The organism is Mesotoga sp. (genome assembly GCF_035363035.1).
In the GTDB taxonomy this organism is placed as follows: domain Bacteria; phylum Thermotogota; class Thermotogae; order Petrotogales; family Kosmotogaceae; genus Mesotoga.
This window is the reverse complement of the sequence record NZ_DAOSEH010000043.1, coordinates 1-18557: the sequence shown is the minus strand read 5'-3', so window position 1 is coordinate 18557 and position 18557 is coordinate 1. Positions and strand designations below refer to the sequence as shown.

The 18557-nt window shown below is 51.8% G+C and carries 14 protein-coding genes; 5 read left to right on the top strand and 9 right to left on the bottom strand.

Annotation, left to right across the window (positions count from 1 at the left end; genetic code table 11):
* From PKX57_RS07630 to rapZ, 8 genes are all read right to left on the bottom strand, one after another.
* On the bottom strand, window positions 1-460 hold a 460-nt coding region (locus tag PKX57_RS07630), incomplete at its 3' end, for a pyruvate kinase alpha/beta domain-containing protein (protein ID WP_472416643.1).
* Window positions 461-465: 5 nt separating this feature from the next.
* Complete coding sequence (locus PKX57_RS07625) at window positions 466-2460, bottom strand: urocanate hydratase (protein ID WP_472416645.1); 1995 nt, start codon at window positions 2458-2460, stop codon at window positions 466-468.
* A gap of 158 nt (window positions 2461-2618) precedes the next feature.
* Complete coding sequence (locus PKX57_RS07620; RefSeq protein ID WP_470745058.1) at window positions 2619-2978, bottom strand: DUF3147 family protein; 360 nt, start codon at window positions 2976-2978, stop codon at window positions 2619-2621.
* Between the two features lie 63 nt (window positions 2979-3041).
* Entirely contained in the window at window positions 3042-3560 is a 519-nt protein-coding gene (locus PKX57_RS07615) for a DUF6512 family protein (protein WP_472416641.1), read from the bottom strand.
* 102 nt (window positions 3561-3662) lie between these two features.
* Window positions 3663-4205, bottom strand: a complete 543-nt coding sequence (locus tag PKX57_RS07610; RefSeq protein ID WP_472416639.1) for a hypothetical protein — start codon at window positions 4203-4205, stop codon at window positions 3663-3665.
* Window positions 4202-8674, bottom strand: a complete 4473-nt coding sequence (locus PKX57_RS07605; protein WP_472416637.1) for an MG2 domain-containing protein — start codon at window positions 8672-8674, stop codon at window positions 4202-4204. The genes PKX57_RS07610 and PKX57_RS07605 overlap by 4 nt, the downstream gene beginning before the upstream one ends.
* A 12-nt stretch (window positions 8675-8686) precedes the next feature.
* Complete coding sequence (locus PKX57_RS07600) at window positions 8687-9676, bottom strand: DUF1175 domain-containing protein (protein WP_472416635.1); 990 nt, start codon at window positions 9674-9676, stop codon at window positions 8687-8689.
* A gap of 183 nt (window positions 9677-9859) precedes the next feature.
* Window positions 9860-10747: an RNase adapter RapZ gene (gene rapZ / locus PKX57_RS07595; protein WP_213921658.1), complete on the bottom strand. Its 888-nt coding sequence runs from the start codon at window positions 10745-10747 to the stop codon at window positions 9860-9862.
* Between the two features lie 189 nt (window positions 10748-10936).
* On the opposite strand from rapZ, the gene PKX57_RS07590 reads away from it, so the two are divergent.
* The 5 genes from PKX57_RS07590 (at window position 10937) to PKX57_RS07570 (ending at window position 17215) form a co-directional block, all read left to right on the top strand.
* Window positions 10937-11746 (top strand): methyltransferase domain-containing protein, encoded by an 810-nt coding sequence (locus PKX57_RS07590; protein WP_213921659.1) that lies wholly within the window; start codon window positions 10937-10939, stop codon window positions 11744-11746.
* A 13-nt stretch (window positions 11747-11759) separates the two neighbouring features.
* Window positions 11760-12296: a hypothetical protein gene (locus tag PKX57_RS07585; protein ID WP_213921660.1), complete on the top strand. Its 537-nt coding sequence runs from the start codon at window positions 11760-11762 to the stop codon at window positions 12294-12296.
* Between the two features lie 566 nt (window positions 12297-12862).
* Entirely contained in the window at window positions 12863-14266 is a 1404-nt protein-coding gene (locus PKX57_RS07580) for a DUF1254 domain-containing protein (protein ID WP_472416633.1), read from the top strand.
* Between the two features lie 388 nt (window positions 14267-14654).
* Window positions 14655-15695 (top strand): GGDEF domain-containing protein, encoded by a 1041-nt coding sequence (locus PKX57_RS07575; protein WP_472416631.1) that lies wholly within the window; start codon window positions 14655-14657, stop codon window positions 15693-15695.
* Between the two features lie 41 nt (window positions 15696-15736).
* Window positions 15737-17215 carry a phytoene desaturase family protein gene (locus tag PKX57_RS07570; RefSeq protein ID WP_472416629.1) on the top strand — a complete coding sequence of 493 codons (1479 nt, stop codon included), beginning with the start codon at window positions 15737-15739 and terminating at the stop codon, window positions 17213-17215.
* 35 nt (window positions 17216-17250) lie between these two features.
* Here PKX57_RS07570 and PKX57_RS07565 read toward each other — a convergent pair.
* Window positions 17251-18557 (bottom strand): cation-translocating P-type ATPase (locus tag PKX57_RS07565; protein WP_472416627.1); only part of this gene is annotated, 1307 nt, incomplete at its 5' end.

The window sequence follows — 18557 nt, the reverse complement described above, 5'->3', positions numbered from 1 at the left end:
CAGTTCCCCCGGCCGAGATTATCCAGTCGTTCACGCTCACCAGGCCCGAATCGGCCGCCATCATAGCTATCTCCACGGCCACCTTGGTCCCTTGACCGAAGAGTCTGAGAGCGGTGGCGAAGACCTGGGGTGGATAAGTTCCGCCGCTGCTTTTGTAAAAAGCTCCGTCTAGCCCCCTGAAGAGATGCGTTGCCGTCAGGATCGTGTGACGCGAGCCAGAGTACATCTCTCTCACCGGTTGATCGAACTCGTCGTGGTCGGGCTTTCTGAAACCGACCGAGTGAGTCACTATCACCAGCCTTAGCGAGGACGGTACCGTTTCGAAGGCCAGCCTCGCCACGTTGCCGAGTGTCGAAGGCAGCACGATATCTCTTATACCACGCTTCAGCGCGCTGGTGAAAATGTGTTCCAGAAGTGTCTTCGTCGTTTCTTCGTCGCTCTTCTTGAAGTAGATGACCATTCCATTCACTCCTTTACCGATCTCAATACTCTATCTATGAGTTCTTGCTCGACCAGATACGGCAGAGTTATGTGTGATTTTCCCCCGGCGGACCTGTTGAATTCGATAGACGTCTCGACGGCCTTCTCGTTTCTGGCCCAGGCCCTCCGGGCGACACCGCCCATCACGTCCCAGGGTATAGACGTCGAGATTATACCGTCGACTCTCTCGCTGCCGTCCAGCACCAGGCCGAACCCACCGTTAATGGCCTTTCCTATCCCCACGCCACCCCCGTTGTGGAGGGCGACCAGACTCATACCCCTGGCGGCGTTTCCGGCGAAACACTGAGTCGCCATGTCGGCCATCACGTTGCTTCCATCCTTTATATTGGAGGTCTCTCTGAAGGGTGAGTCGGTTCCTCCGGTATCGTGATGGTCTCTGCCCAGCATCACCGGTCCTATCTCTCCCTTTCTGACCATTTCGTTGAACTTGAGCGCTATTTTTTTCCGGCCTTCGGCGTCCTGGTAGAGAATCCTGGCCTGTGTTCCGACCACCAGCCCGTTTCTGTCGGCGTCCCTTATCCAGATGTAGTTGTCCCTGTCCTGACCGCGCCTGTCGGGGTCTATGCACTCCATGGCCGCCCTGTCGGTCTTGAGAAGGTCTTCCCTCAGGCCGCTCAGGCAGACCCATCTGAAAGGACCGTACCCGTAATCGAAGAGCATAGGTCCCATTATATCCTCGACGTAAGAGGGGAAGATGAAGCCTTCGGAAGTGTCGCGGCCGTTTCTGGCAATCTCCTTTGCACCCGCGTCGAAGACGGCCTTCATAAAGGAGTTGCCGTAATCGAAGAAATAGGTCCCCCTCTCCACCAGCGTCTTTATGAGGCCGAAGTGTTTTCTGAGAGAATCATCCACAAGTCTCCTGAACCTCTCTTTGTCGGAGGCCAGCATCTCCGTCCGCTCCTCGAAACTCAGGCCCTGCGGACAGTAGCCACCGTCGTACGGAGCGTGACAGGAAGTCTGGTCCGAGAGCAGCTCTACGGGTATCTTCTCGTCCACCGCGTGCTGAAGGAGATCCACGATGTTTCCGTGGAAGGCCACCGCATGGCTCTCGCCCGAGGCGAGCTTTTCGGCTGCGATCCTGAAAGACTCTTCCGGACTCCGGGCGAGAGAATCGATCCAGCCCTGTTCGAGACGCGTCTTTATCCTGGAGATATCGACCTCCGCTATGATGCCGACTCCTCCGGCGATACGCACCGCCTTTCCCTGCGCGCCGCTCATGCCGCCCAGACCCGACGACACGAAGAGGTGACCCTTCAGGTTGCCGGCGTCGGGTATGCCCAGCTTCATTCTCCCCGCGTTGAGAATGGTGTTGAAAGTGCCGTGGACGATCCCCTGAGGGCCTATGTACATCCAACCGCCGGCCGTCATCTGTCCGTAGTTGGCCACACCGAGCGCCTGAGCACGTATCCACTCCCGCTGATTGTCGAACATCCCGACCATAAGGGCGTTGGTGATAACGACCCTCGGGCTGTGCCTGTGAGACTTGAAGAGACCCAGCGGGTGGCCCGACATGACCACCAGCGTCTGCTCGTCGGTCAGCTCCTCCAGGTATCTCTTTATAAGCCTGTACTGCATCCAGTTCTGGCAGACCTGGCCGGTTTCGCCGTAAGTGACGAGTTCATACGGGTAGAGCGCGACATCGAAGTCCAGGTTGTTGTCTATCATCACCTGGAAGGCCCTCCCCTCTATGCAGTTACCCCTGTATTCCTCTATGGGTTTCCCTTTTATCCTGCCCTGCGGTCTGTATCTGTAACCATAAATTCTGCCCCGTGTAAGAAGCTCCCGCAGGAATTCCGGCGCCAGTCTTTCGTGGAGTTCACCGGGGATGTACCTGAGAGCGTTCTTGAGGGCCAGTTCAATTTCGGCCTCGCCGAGATTCAACTCTCTCTTCGGAGCCCTCCTTATGGACGGCTCGAAGACCGGTTCCGGTGGCAGACGATCGTCAAGCTTTATCGTCATCGCCTCTCCAATGGTGGAATTAAGAGACACGCAAACCCCCCCTTTCCTTTATAGTGACAATTCTATCATTATCCAACTACCAATGAAAAAGTGGACATCGAGCGCTATTTAAAAGGGAAAAGATAGCGATCAGGAAACCGCAACGTTTCGTGTGAAAATCACAACTTAATACCGAACCTGGAAAGGATGAACGAAAAAAACGCGTACCCTGACACCATTGCCCCGCTTGAAATCGCTAGCGCCAAGTAGAAATTCATATCTTTCTTCAGGAGCAGTGGCATAACAACAAAGAAAATCAAGGATGGAATCACAAACAAAAGAATGCTGGTGGAGAGCCCGGCAACTTTGTCGACGTCCTTCGTGTCGTTGTAGAGCCAGAAAAGCGCCAGCATCGATGTGAGAGGCAATGAGGCTATAAGTCCGCCTATGTAGCCGGTCTTTTTGCTTACCTCTGAAACAACGGTTATTATTATCGCCGATATCATGATTTTAATTAAGTATCTCAGCAACCCACTCACCCCGCGATTTATTCTGCCTGTTTTTCGAAAACTTCTCAAATGATCTTAAGAACCGTCACCGCCTCATCCTGTACCGTATTTCCCTGTCAGGGAATCTCTGAACGGCTCCAGTTCGGGTGGCCGGAAGGTGAAAACTACAAAGATCGCTCCAAGAGCTATCAAAAAAATGGTGGCTACAACGGCAGTCGCCACGGTTGCTTTTCCGGCCGAGGCGATTTTGAAAGAGACTGCCTGTCCCAGATAGATGGCGAAGGCCATCAGGAGAAGATCGATGATAAGATTGTGGCGGACGAACAGCGTATATAGGTAAAAGCCGCCCAGGATAGTGCCGCACATTATATATATTCCCAGTGTTTTGCCGGCCAGCAAGGAGCTCCCGGAAATGCCTTTACAGAATCCGATTTCCATAAAAAAGAGAATAACCCCCGGTAGAAAAACGAGCTTGAGGTGCTCCCAGACGCTCTCGTTCACCGGGGTAAGCGCTCCGACGAAAACGTTCTCTCCGCTCACTTCATACGCGAAGTGGAGCAGTGCGCCCGCGAAGAAGATGAAAAAGAAACCCGCCAGTTCCCATCGCTTCAAACACTCGCCACCCAAATCCATCACCCCGGATCTCTATCTATCGCGAAGACTCCGGAAAACCGCGAGACGACTCCCTGTATGGCAGGTCGGAGTGGACCGGCTTCACTGAGCGGCCACGAATCTCGAGATCAGTTCGTTGAAGCCGTGCTCCCTGAGCAATTGGCCCACCCTTCTCCAGCAGGAGAAACTGTAGGCCCTGTAAGTCATGAAATCCATCCCGGTGTGATCCAGCTCTTCGATGTTTTCCAGCAACGGCTCTTCCCTGCCGACCCATTCGCCCGTGACCGTGCAAACGAAGCCCTCCTCCAGCCAATAGGGGAGGTTGAAGCGTTGAAAAAAGATGTGCGACATCTCGTGAGCCAGTGTCCGGGCCAGGTCGGGGATAAGGCTGAGCGGTTGAAGATATATGGTCTCCCCGTGTGTGGCCGCCACGAACCAGTAACCAAGGCGGGAGAGCCTTGAAAACTCTCCCGCCGAAGAAGCGATAATTACGTTGTAATTTCCCACAACCGTTCTACCCGTTAGTCTCTCCAGAGCGTTCCTGTAAGCCAACAGCTCGGGAGAGTCCCAGCCGATGTGGGAGCTTGTATATCCTGCCAGAAAAATCGAGGCATACAGAAATGAAACGATCGCGACTCTCTTCATTCCACTTTTAAAAGGACTGGCGACGTATTGGCCGAATACTGACCGTCGTACATGGCCCATGCCTGTACGGCCGGTATGAGGAACTCACCGGTCGTGAGTACTCTCCAGGTCGTTCTTGTCACGAACTCACCATTGTACCTGAAGAAGAAGGCCACTCTGTCGAACCTGTCCTCACGGAAGGTATAGCCCCACCAGTAATCGTAATAATAGAATTTCGAGAAGCCCAGCATATCTCCCTCGGGATTCTCCTCGATCGCGATCCCCGTTGAGGGCAACATATCTTCCACGACTATGTAAGGGGCGTTTTCCGGTATGTTGACGTGCACCTCCGAAATAATTGTCTCCCCGGCCTTTACCGGCGACTGGGGTTTAAGGGTCATGAGATATATCTCCACACCGTTGAGATAGTAATCGGATTCGACCGTCTTCAACACGAAACCTTCAGGAGTGCTGCCCATGATCTCGCCCTCGTATATCTTCAGTCCGAGGTGGTACGAGCCGAGCATGAGTTCACCATCTGCTACCGAGAGCGCCATCCCTTCGAGCTGCCTGGCGACGTCTATCTCGAGTCCATCGACTTCATCGGGCGAAAGCAGTTTGAGGGAAGCCACAACGTATGGCGAATCTAGCTGGGGGGTCGTGAGAATGTAAGTGTTATCCATCGGGACGCTCAACTTCCTTCTCAATATCCTTTCCAGCCCGATTCCGCTCTCGGAAGGTTTTATCTCTCCGGCCGGGACCGCTGTCTCTCCATTGATCGAAACTGCGACGAGCCCAGTGGTTTTGATCGTCATGACACCGGGCACGATGGCGAATGTCAGGGAAGTGCCATCGCTTACAGCCTCGAGGAGTGAGCCATTGGCCGTAACGGAAACCTCCGCATCTTTTGATAGAGAAGAGCTGAAAGAGGCCAGTGATGCAACAGCCAGCGCCGTTGAAGCCGTTCTGTACCAGTAACTTCCGTCACCCATCGTGAGAAGCTTTCTGGAGATAGCTCCGATCTCGTCGGGCGAAATCTGAAGATTGACGGCGGCCTTCAACAGGAAGGAGAGCGTAACCGTCTCGTCGAAGAAATAGTTGAAGCTGCTGCCCTTGACCGGTTTATCGCTTTCCAGATCCACGTAGCTCATGGCTTCATCGAAGAGGCTTTTCGCCCGTTCATTTAGGTTGAACACCTTGGCCGTGAGCGAAGAGAGGATCATGGAAGGGACATCTTCCTTGTAATCGACGATGGCACTTATCGGATCTCTGAGCTTTCTGCTGAAGAGGGCTATCACGTACTGCAGGAATGGGTCGGGAGAGGAACTGTGCAGATCCTTCATGGCCGAGTAACCCATCCTGATGACATCGTTGTTTATTTCGTAGCCGTTTTCCATGGCCAGATAGAAACCGTACATAACGTAAGCCGTCATGAAGGCGTCGGTCTGGTCGTCTCTCCACCAGCCCCAGCCTCCATCGTAGTGCTGGTAGCCGTACAGTCTCTCCAGACTCTGGTCCGTTACGACCTTCACTCTATCGGCGAAGGCTTCATCGGCGCTTTCGAGAAGCTTCGAAGCGGCGACGGCGGGCAGGAAACGGCTCATGGTCTGCTCTACGCAACCGTACGGATAGTCTACCAGGTAACGTATGGCCTCCAGAAGTATGGGATCTATCGTGGAGGCGATGGTTATCCAGCCGACAGAGTTGGCGGAGAATTCAAGCGTTCTCTCGCCATTCAGGAAGTCCAGTTCGCCGAACCTCACGTAAGTGAACCTCGGCTTCACGGGTATTTCGTATTCCACGCCGTCCGAGCCTCTGCTCCCTTCAACGACGAACTTCACCGTGAGTTTCTCGTCTTTCTGTGAGGCTTCGAGATCGGGTACATTCACCTCGTATCTGAAAGTCGAGCTCTGGAAGGCCGGCACCGTCGAACCCTTCTCCTCGATAACCTTTCCATCAACGTAGAAACCCGAAAGAACCGGCATCTGCGAGTCGGTGTTGTTCTTGACCGAGAAGACGAGCTGCACCTTGTCGCCGGCTATCAGGAACTCGGGAAGGAAGCTGCTGACAGTCATCGGCTTCCACGTCTCGAAGCTGGATCTGGCGTAGCTGAACCCTCCGCCCATATCGGACGCCAGAGCTCTCACGGTCCAGGTGTCGAGATCTTCGGGAACTACGAACGCGAGTTCCGCCCGGCCAGCCTCATCGGTGAAGGTTCCGACCGACCAGAGGGCGCTGTCGCTGAAGAGTTTTCTTGCTTTCACGTCCGATGTGAGACCTTCTCCCGAACCGCCGCGATCTCCCATTCCGTAGGCCTCGTTGGCCAGCATCTTCGATTCGGCCGCCGGGGGCTGCGATTCGAGGAGGTCGCCCAGTCGCGCTATGGTCGGATACGGGGAGTAGTAGAGATCTACCAGAGTGATCGAGCCGAAACCTCTGTAGAAGGGATTCATGAGCGAACCCTTCCAGTAATCCTGGTCTCCTTCGAAGAGCGAGAGCATGGCCTGCGAGACGACCGCTACCGTCAATCCGACGCTGGCCGGTTTACCGTCGGGATCGGTTACCTCGACCTTCAGGTTAACGTTCTCTCCGGGGGCGTATCTCTCTTCGGTGATCAACTTCACACTGTAGTCCTTCAGGGGAGAATCGACCTCTATCATCCAGCTGTAATTCATCTGGTAGTTCTTGTAACTGACCAGATACAGCACGAAACTCTCGTAGGCGTAGCCTTCGGGTATTTCGACCTCAACCGCGTTTTTGCCGGCGAGCGCGTGATAAGGGAACTGGGAGAATGTGCCGGAGAAATCGGCGATAATCCAGAGGTCGAGCTCGCTGGAGGAGAAGAAGGAGAGGCTCGCTTTCGAACCGGGAGCGGCCGGTGTTATCCTGTCCAGCGTCAGAGACCCGTAGTATTCGTAGTAAGAGCCTACGTATATGGAGTATCTGTCGGTCACTTCCGCTTCGCCGGAGGGCGCGCCGCTCAGCTCTATGTACACCAGATTGTCGTCGGGCACCTCTGCGAGATCTACGGTGAACTCTGCTTTGCCGTCGCTTCCGGTGGTGATCTCCCTTCTGACAACGTTGATCTTGACTTTCTTCTCTACGGCTTTGCCCTGGTCGATCAGCGTTACGCTCTGTTCGTACCAGGCCTTCACCTCAATTGTTTTGGACACCGGCGTGTCGTCGTTCAGCCGTGTCTCTATTTTGGCCATCAGCTGTTTGTTGTTGAGCGTGTATTCTGTGACGAAGCCGAAGGTGCCCTGCACGATCTTGAAATCCACCGTGGTGCGCGACTGCATTCCCGTATCGTCGGACACAGTGACGACCGCGTAGTAGTAACCGGGATCCAGCGGACCGTTGTAGCCTATGACCGTCTCGCCGACACCGTCGAGTCTGGCCGTCCCGTTGTCTATGTACTGGCCGCCTTTGTATATCGTGTAATCGACCTTTCCCAGCGACACCGGATCGCCGAAATAGTACTGGGATTTCACGTCTATGCTGACGGACTCGCCTTTCTTGAAGACTTTGGCGGTCGCTTCGGCCGTGGTGAAGAAGGTGGGCTTCTTATAGTCGGCTATCTGGAAGTAGTAGTAATCTTCGTTCCCCTCCCAGCGCACTATGATTCTGTACGAACCCCTGGTGATCTCCGAATAAGTTTTGAAAGATGAGTCGATAGAACCCAGTTCGTCGGGAGTGAGGTTTTCTTTGTACACCGAGCGGTTGAGAGGATCGGTTATCTCGACCTCTACCGGACCCAGTTTCGGGATCTTATAACCCTCCGGAGTGATCTCCCTTATGAAAGACCTGAAGTTTACGGTCTCTCCGGCTTTGTACGCCGGTCTGTCGGTGAAAGTCATGGATACGTATCTGGAAGGCAGGTAGTAATCGTACTCCCCGGGCTTCCAGAGGAGCGAACCGTAAGGCGACTGAACCAGAACGGCCTCGCCGCTCTCCGGAAGCGAATCGAACACGAAGAGCCCGTCTTCGGCCTTCCCTATTAGAGAGCCGTCCCTGAGTCTGTAAAGAGAGAAATCTTTGATAAAGATGGAATCCTCCCTTGTCCAGAGCCTCAACATCGCTCCTTTTTCGTGTTTGAGCAACTGCGCCCCCACGGTCCGGTAGCTAGTCATCACTTTAGCCGTTTTCGATTCGGAAGTGACCACCAGTAGCCTGAGTCCTTTCATGCTATCTACCGGCAGGGTCAACCTCTGATTCTCTTTAACGGTCTGCCTGATCGCATAGAGCGGATCGCCCGAGATCCTGACATCGCCGATCGTCAGGGCTCCCGTCAGGTCTTCTTGATCGAGGCTGTACACCTTGATGTCGATGTAGCCATCTGTTTTGTCGGTATAGATCGTCGGAAGATTGTCCAGTGAGTAGATTTCGATGAAAAAGCCATCGAATCTGTAGCCATACTGCTGGATCTGAAACGCCTGTACCGCGGTGATCGCGGAAACTAACAGGAGCAGGAGAACGATGATTCTCTTCATTTTCACCCTCCATCACATCCGGGGTAACCACTTGAAGCTGTAAACCCCAAGAAAGTATTCGTTGTTGTTTATAGGTAACCATTGATAAGGCATCATTCTCATATAATCGTTCAAACTCCAGACCTTCAAGGAGCCACTATCGCCAGGCGAAAGGGGACCCGTGTGGTAGATCAATCCATCGCCGGTGTATATCATGGAGTGAAAAGTAGAAGGCGAGGGGTGGTGGAAAAAGATGATATCTCCTGGTCTGGCCGACGCGATATCTCTACCCCTATATACCATATTACTCCTGACGAGGTTATAGGCATCGGCAAAGTAAGTGAATTGCCCGCTAGAATCGATGAAAAGCTTCGGGCCAACGATTGGAATGGCCGGATAGTTGTACTTGACGACATCGGGAAGGATCGTAAGGTCTATGCCGGTCTTTTCAAACCAAAGACGCGTGTCTATTCCCGTCTCCCTGAACCAGTTGTCGTCGTGAACCCTCAGCGCCTCCCTCGCCGCGAATCTTATCAGGCCAGAGCAGTCTCTCTCCTGATTGCTCCACCTGCCCGAGAACTGTATAGCCTGATAGGCCGCGATGTTTACGAACCATGCCCTGAAGCACCAGGCGTCGTTCGAATCGAGAACTAGCATATCCGGGAAGCCGTCGGAATTCTCATCCACGAAACCTTCGAAGTCCAGCGAAACGACTTTTCTGGCCTTGAAGAGGCCGTCATATTCGACCACTATCACGGCGTCGGGATCGTCGGCCGTGAAGAGGTAGCTGACCGTCCCCTCTCCGGCTTGAAAATCGAGAAGGCTGGCTCCACGAGAATAAGCCAGCACCGGACGCTCCAGACCGGATACGGGAACCTCCAGAGAAAAACTCTCTCCGCGTCGAATAGCCTTTTCCGTGACTGCAATAGCGCTGAAATCGCCCTTCAGAACGAGAAAACCCGAAGAAACGGCGACTGTGACGGAAAAAAGCAAAAAGAGATATAGAATCTCGGTACGTTTCATTGCTATCTCCCCTCAGAAATCGCGATAATCAAATATCTTCACAGTTTATAAGACTTTCACCGCGCCGATTGGTTCACAACAATTCCGGCGAAGATCCTCCTTAACCTGTCACCTCTAGTCTCTGGTAGCCCTCTAACGTCTAAGAACGCTGTAGAACTCCCGATGACCTTTTCCCACTATCCTTTAAATCTCGCTGTTGTTACGGTGTTTTTTCTGTTCTCTGTGGTCTATCGAGAGTTTCAGGTCCGGTGATTTCAGAGCCTCGTAGAGTCTTTCGGCGATATATACTGACCTGTGTCGGCCGCCGGTGCATCCCACCGCTATTTTGACCGAGTTTCTCCCGCTTCCGGCGAAGCCTTCGATGGTCATTTTACAGAGGTTGAGAACGGCTTGGAAGTACTTTTCGAGTCCGGGAAAGGTCTCCAGATATTCCTGGACCTCCCTGTCCATTCCGGTCAGCTCCGTGAGGTTTTCGTGGTAGTAGGGATTGGGAAGGAACCTGACATCGAAGATTAGGTTTGCGTCGTGCGGTATGCCCTGGTTGTAAGAGAAGCTTTCGATCTCGACCTTCATAGGTGGCAGTTTGTAGCCGCGGTTACGGATGATGGAGATTATGGCTTCCTTCATTTCCTTCATGTCCATGGTTGAGGTGTTAAGAATATAATCGCAGTGGTCTTTCAACTGATTCATGATACTCCGCTCTTTTTGTATCGCCTTTTCCAGTTCCTGTTCCTCCTGGAGGGGATGAGCCCTCCTGGTTTTTTGGTACCGGTAATACAGTACGTCGTCATCCGCGTCGAGAAAGATAGAGAGTATGTTGACCCCCCTATCTTTCAAAGCAAGCAGGCTTTTGCGAAGCTTATCCATCCCCCCGAACTTTTTCGCCGTCCTTATATCCATGACGAAGGCGCTTTTTTCAACCGAGTGTTCGTTTATCATACCTACGAGTTGCTCGATCATAGTCGGGGGAACGTTATCCATGCAGAAGAAGCCGAAATCCTCCAGCACGTCTATGGCCGAAGACTTGCCGGCGCCCGACATGCCGGTTACGATAACAATGCTTGAAGACATTCATACCACTCCCCTGGATAATGTTATAAACAAACAGAAATATACTAAGAATGAAAAAGAGAGCCGATCCCTCGTGTTGATTATACAATGATTAAGGAGATAGAGATCAGAATCGTGGTCGGAAAGACACTCCAATTCCAATTCTTTGAACCCGCAATTCTGTTACACTATAAGCTAGAGGTGAATTGAATGAACAGAAACGATAAAGCTTTTCCGTTCGACCGGATAGCGCAGACATATTCGCAGTTCAGATATCCCAACGAAAAATTGGTCGAGCATATCTTCAACAGAGTGCGTTACGCCGATAACATTCTAGAAGCGGGATGCGGACCTGCAGATTACCTTTCGATACTTTCCGAGCTTCTCAACGCCCGCGGTTACGGCTTCGACATAAGTCAAAACATGATAGAAGAAGCGAAAAGAAAGAACTCGAGCCTTGAGTTTATCGTTAGCGATGCGCAGGAACCGTTTCCTTACGGTGACGGCAGTTTCGACTTCGTCTTCAATATAAACCTGGTCCACTACCTCTCCGAACTGGACAACCTCTTCAGAGAGAGTTACAGAGTCCTTATGTACGACGGCAGCGCCCTAACCGTCACGGACTCCTGTCAGGATATCGAAGACAGAACACTGACACATTACTTCCCCGAGGTGCTGGAAATCGACAGAAAGAGATACCCTGGCAACTCGGCCATAATGAGCGCCATGAAACAGGCAGGCTTCGAGGGGATCTACACGACCAAGGTCAAGACCACTTTCGAGTTCAAAAGCCAGCATTACGAACAGTACAGGGAAAGGGCTTACTCCGCCCTCAGACTGATCTCCGACGAGGCTTTCGAGAGGGGTATGAAGAGAGTCGAGAACGACATGGCCGGAGGGCTTGTGATAGGTAAGAAAAGCTACACGCAAATCTGGGGAATAAAGGTCGAGAAAAGGGAGTTCGATCTTCCTACGATCTTCTCGACGGGTTACCACGAAGGCGGAAACAACTCATTTTGAAGGGGGTTTCGAAGTGAAAAAGTTGCTGCTAATTCCGGTACTGGTACTATCGGCCATGGTGTTTTCTATCGCGTTCAACGTGGGAATAGGTTTCAATCTTGACATGTCCTCAGGTTCGCTGGAGACGCCGGTCTTCGCCGAGCTGTCGGTGGGCACGCCTCTAATCAGGGGAGTGGTGCAGTCCTACATCTTCTCCTTCAACTGGTCCAGCTTCGTGGTGAAGGGGTACAGCATTCTCGACCACTCCTCCATCGGATTGGTCGCCACGCCGGGCGTCTTCAACAACTTCTACGTACGGCTGCAACTGTACTGGTCGCTGAGCCATCTTTTCCAGATAATCGAAGGCTCCAGAAAGCCTCAAGGCACACCTCTCTATTCAAGGATAGGCTTTGGCTCCTATATCGGCAAATTCATGCTGGATGGGGGGTTCGCCGGTTACTGGATACTCGAACCATTCAGCGCGGTTCCCTTCGCCAGGCCATATCTGGCGCTCAATTACAGCTTTTTTACCGGCGTTCAACCGGTGTCGCTCACCGGCGAAGAGTTTTAAGCACACCATTTGAAAAGCTTCCCAAAAACCGAGAAGAGTCCGCCTGTGTGTCGCCGCGGGCTCTTTTTTCAAGATTCAAAAAGAACCTGCCTCCCTCCATATCGTTCCAAAGACGGCCGTACAGAGCATATATAGAAGAGTTACCACGCCGTGTTTATTCAACGACGATTGGTCTGCTCCCCTAAAACGAGACAAAGTAAATGATAGACTTACTAAGGGAGGCGAACCAAAATGAAAGGGAAAAAGTACTCAATCGAGAAGATAATCCAGATTCTCTCGGAAGCAAAGATGACCTCAATAACAGCCGTTTGCAGAAAGTACGACATATGTATGCCTCTTGTATTTAACTCGAAAGGTATAAGTTGTACGGCTATCCGTTGAGCAGAACTGTGTAAATTGAATTTATTGAAAGTTTGCACACAGGACTGATTTGGCTTCGATTTTATATAATTGATTGACATATCAACTCCTACACATTCCGGTCGGACTTTGAATAAGTGGAGACTTCAAATTGTTCTTCAAGATCGTCTGATAGTTCTATCTACAACAAAGGGGAGGGATTTTCAATGTCTTCAAAGAGAACAATATTAACCTGCTTTATTTTACTGGCGTTAATCTCAACAATCTATTCGTTTCAGCCTGAGCTCACACGTGATCCAGCCGAGGCCCGAGCGATCGCCAGGCAAGCTTACATTTTCGCCTATCCGATGCTCGAGAATTACAGAACTATGTCCACTCAGGTTTTGCAGTTCGGAGGGTTCAACAGGTTCACTCATTTCAATAGGTTGCACGGCCCCCAGAACAGACTAATAGTCCGTCCGAACAACGATACGATATACTCAATGATATGGCTGGAACTCTCTACCGAGCCCATAGTTATCTCTATTCCGGAGATCACCGACCGCTACTACTCCTTCCAGCTGGTTGATATGTACACTCACAACCTGGCGTACGTGGGGACGAGGGCCACCGGTTCCGACGCGAAGACTGTGATGATCGTAAGCCCTTGCTGGGAAGGAGAAACCCCCCCGGGTATAGATGAGGTATTCTACAGCGAGGGAAACTACGTTTATTGCATAGTGAGAACGGGTGTTGACAGCGAACTGCCCGGGGATCTCCAGAGGGTTCTCGAAATACAGCAGCAGTATTTGTTGCAGCCTCTCAGCAATTACTACGGGACTCCGGCCCTTGAGGAGCTTCATGCAGTAAAATTGCCCCCCTTCGATCAGACTGTGGCCGATTCTGCCGGTTTTATCGGTTATTTCAACTTCTTGCTCGGACAGCTCAAGATTCACCCCTCCGAGGAGGCCTTGATCCAGAGCTTCTCGAAAATCGGAATCGGTCCGGACTATCCCTTCGACCCCGATAATCTCACCGAACCGGTGCTGGAGGCAATAGAATCGGCAATTGCTGAAGCTCGCGACGAAATCAGTGCGATGGAAAAAGAGATAGGGATCGTAAAGGACGGCTGGTCCCTGTCGGAGAGGATCTTCGGAAGCAGAGAGAGGATGCATGGCCTGTATCTGATAAGGGCAACGGCTGCCCACATCGGGCTTTACGGAAACGATCTTGAAGAGACTTTCTATCCGAACTGCTTGTATGACAGCGATAGAGAACCACTCGACGCTTCCAGATACAACTATGTGATAAACTTCGCCAAAGAGCAGTTGCCCCCGGTGGATCCGAAAGGCTTCTGGTCGATCACCATGTACGACGAAGAGCAGTTCCTGGTCGATAACCCTCTTAACAGATACTCGATCGGCGATCGATCTGAACTGACATATGGCGAGGACGGCTCGCTGGTGCTGTACTTACAGCACGAATCTCCCGGCGAGTCGAAAGAATCCAACTGGCTTCCGACACCTGATGGGAAATTTAAAATAACGATGCGAATCTACATCCCGCTGCCTGAAGGGCTCGATCCGCTCTACTGTCCGCCCGCGGTGCGGAAGGCGGGGGTGGTTGAATAATTCGATGTTGCTATATTCGATTTGTTAGAACAATAAATATGATTGATACATTTGATTCATTAGTTTCGGGTTGTCTTAAGTTTAATAAATATATTCATGGACATTTGAGCCCATCGGTAGTATATTTATTGCGATGTGATCAACTTGTATGTTTTAAGTGACAAACTCAAAACTTGCAGGAGATGATGAAGCGATGGGCTCTTCAACAGGAACCCCTGATGAGAAAGAAAAAACGAAGGTGGACCTGTATGCAAGAAGCTTTAAGAACAGACTGCTTCTAACGTGGCTCTTTATCTTTGTTGTGATAGCGGTTTTTTTGTCCTTATCCGGGTACTTTCTTTATGACAGCATCCGCGATCTCATTGTTTACGAGCTTGGAAACAATGCCGTGAACATAGCCTTTACCGCAGCCAAATTCATAGAGCAGGATATCGATCCTTTCATCGCGCTGGCGGAAGTCGAGGATTATGATCTGCAGGAATACGATACCGATTATTACAACAGGATGCAATCTCTATTCAGAGAATTGAAGAAAAACACTGGCGCGACCTTCATTTTCGCCGAAAAGAAGCTGTCCGACTCTGAGATTGTTTATTTGATAGACGGTGAAGATCCGCAGAGCGGACTCTTCTCTCCCATAGGAACGGTAGATAGCATGGGCGAGTTTGAGCTTAGGGTCTTTAAAGAGTGCATAACGGGAGCTACGGATATCGTAAACTGGGAATTCTGGGGAATGTTCGTGACCGGTTACGCTCCTATAGTGGATCGATCGAAGGACGAAGTGGTCGGGGTCGTGGGGGTAGATTTCTCCTTCGAGTATATAGAGAATTTGCTCAACAGAATCAGACAGCTGATAATCTTCACATTTCTTCTGATCGCGCTGCTGGGAACTTACATATTGAACAGGCTGGTCATAGATAGATCAACCGCCCTGAGTATCGATTACCTCACAGGTCTCCACAGCAAAAGGTATCACGATGCCAGATTGAACTCACTGATCAGAAAGAGTCGTTTTTCCGGGAAACCTCTCTCGTTGATGATAATAGACGTCGATTCATTCAAAGAGATCAACGATGAGTTCGGCCATAATGTGGGCGACGAAACTCTCAAGGTGGCGGCCAGAAAGATCAAGCTCTACACGAGAAGCACCGATATCTGTTCTCGCGTGGGGGGAGATGAGTTTGCTATAATACTTCCAGAGACCGATCTTGAACGGGCCAGACTGGTGGGCGAGAGGATAGTGGAAAGATTTCAAAGAGATCTATCGTCAACGAAAAAAGGCGGTGGTCCGAAAATAACTTTGAGTATCGGTGTCGCACAGTGGCGGGAGGGCATGAGCGCCAGAGATCTTAATCAACTCGCCGACGTCGCCATGTACAGGGCCAAAAGCAAGGGGCGCAACGGAGTTTTTGCACACCAGCATCGCTGATGCGACCGATCTTAAGAAGCGCGAGATAATGGAGGATTGAAATGTCGAAGGTAATCGTTATCGGCGCAGGAATAGGTGGCCTCGCCGCCGGATGCTATGCCAGATTTAACGGTTTTCAGACGACCGTACTTGAAAGCGGCGAAAGGGCGGGCGGGCTCTGTACTTCCTGGAATCGCGACGGCTTCACTTTCGACGGCTGCATCCGCCATCTTGCAGGTCTGAAGCCAGAAACGGCTCTTTACAAAATGTGGAGCGATCTCGGGGCAGCGCCTGCTGAGGCCTTCTTTCCTGAAGAACTGGTGAAGGTGATCGATGAATCGGGAAGAGAGTTCACAGTCTATTACGATACCAATAGGCTGGAAGAAGAGATGAAACGCCTTGCCCCTGAGGACTCGGATACTATCGAGCAGTACATAAAGGGCATAAAGCTTCTTTCCAGGATCGAACTCATGGAAGTTGGTTTCTGGAAATTCCGCGACTGGCTGAAGAATATCCCCACGCTCATGAAAAGCGGCAAGTACTCGAGGGAGAGCATGAATAAGTTCGCCGAAAGGTTCTCCAGCCCAATTCTGAAAAAGTTTTTCCCGGTTATTCAATACGGCTGGAAGAACATCCCGCTCACTCTCCACCTGGCGGTCATGGCCGGTTCCAGCCGGAAAATGTACGGGCGTTACGCTGGAGGGTCTTACGAGTTTTCCAGGGCCGTCGAGAAGCGTTTCCTCTCGCTGGGGGGTGAGCTCAGGTATGGGACCCGGGTCGAGAAGGTGCTCACCGATAACGGTGTGACAACGGGAGTTCAACTCGAGAGCGGAGAGAAAATCACTGCCGATTACGTTATTTCCGACATCTACGGCTACGACACTTTCATGAAGCTCCTGGACGATAGATATCTGACCGACCGGTTACGTTCGATGTACTCCCGGCCGATAGATAGAATGATGATGGCGATCCATGTGTCGCTGGGAGTGGGCATGGACCTCTCTCAGGTGCCGAACTCGATAGCGTTCTTTCCAGACAGACCCCCTGAAATAGCCGGGGAGAAACATGAAATGCTCAGCATCCTTAATTACGGCTACGATCCCTCGATGGCTCCGAAAGGGAAGACTGCCCTTAAGGTCATGTACGACACCAGTTACTCTTACTGGGAAAAGCTTTACAAAGACAGACAGGCTTACGAAGATGAAAAGAGAAAGATATCCGGGAACACCATACAGATTCTTGACAGAGTCTTCCCGGGTCTTGGCGATGCGGTGGAGGTCATCGACGTGGCCACGCCGATGACTACGAAAAGATACACCGCCAACGGTCAGGGCTTTGGCCGGAAAGAAGACTTCCGCCTCAAAGATACGCTCAGGGGTTTTTTAAACAGGCCTTTGACACTCGAGAGCCTGAAGAACTTCTTTGTGATCGGCCACTCCGTCGGCGGTACGAATCTCTACGGGTGTGCCGCAATGGGGATGAACACAGTAAAACTCTTGTGTAAAAGAGAAAAGAGGCGATTTCTCGCCTCTGTTAAGTGAAAGCCGTATTGAAGGATTCTTCGGTCGCGAAACGCTCACTTCCTGTGCCTTACCAGACTGATCATTTTGGTCGCTTCAAGTACAGGCAGCGGTACGAAAGCCAGCAGGGCGGCGACCAGATACAGACCATAGCTAAGCGTCGTCAGACCGAAGATGGTCGCCAGAGGCGGCACAAACGAAACAAGAGCTATCATCGCGAACGACACAACCGCGGCCAGAGTGAGGGTTCTGTTGGTGAACGGGCCGATTTTGAACAGGGAACGACTGGAACGCATATTGAATGAATGTACCACCTGAGTCAGTGAAAGCACAAGGAAAGCCATGGTACGTCCGGTCGCTATATCGCCTGTCATGCGTCCTATAATGAATCCCATGAGAGTGAGGGCGGAAAACAGCATTCCCTGTAGCAAAACCTGTACGCCGAGCCCGTTCGCAAAGATGTTTTCCCTTCTTCGCCTCGGTCTTCGATTCATCACGTCGTTCTCCACAGGCTCCATACCCAGCGCTATAGCCGGAAGGCTGTCGGTTACCAGATTGATCCAGAGAAGTTGCATCGATAGCAGAGGCGCTTCTCTCCACAGCAACATGGCGAAGAAAACGGTGAGTATCTCCCCGATATTCGTTCCAAGAAGGAAGCCGACCACTTTTCTTATATTGTCGTAAATGCCCCGCCCCTCTTTCACCGCCTCGACTATTGTCGCGAAGTTGTCGTCCGTCAGGGTCATATCGGCCGCCCCTTTGGCCACGTCGGTACCGGTGATACCCATGGCGCAGCCGATATCGGCTGCCTTAAGAGCCGGAGCGTCGTTCACGCCGTCGCCGGTCATTGCGACGATCTCTCCCCGCTCTTGCCAGGCCCGGACTATACGAATTTTGTCGGAGGGTGAGACTCTGGCATACACAGAGATCTTTCCGACTCTCTCTTTGAGTTCGCTTTCGGTCATCGCCGACAACTCGCTTCCGGTTACTGTTTCGTCGCCATCGTCCAGTATTCCCAGTTCCCTGGCTATGGCAGATGCCGTGAGCGAGTGGTCACCGGTTATCATAACCGGTTTTATACCGGCCTTTCTGCACAGCGCGACTGCTTCTTTCGCTTCGGGTCGGGCCGGGTCGATCATACCGACCAGTCCCATGAAGGTCAAACCGCTCTCCAGGATTTCGGGTTCCGGTTCGGCCGGTACTTCGTCGATCTCCTTGAAAGCCACCGCAAGAACTCTCAGGGCATCGCGGCCCATCCGATCGACATATTCGCGCGCCTCACGTGTCTTACCTTCGACACATCTGCCGGAGAGAACATCGAAGGCACCCTTGACTATCACGATCTTTTTTCCGTCTATGAGAT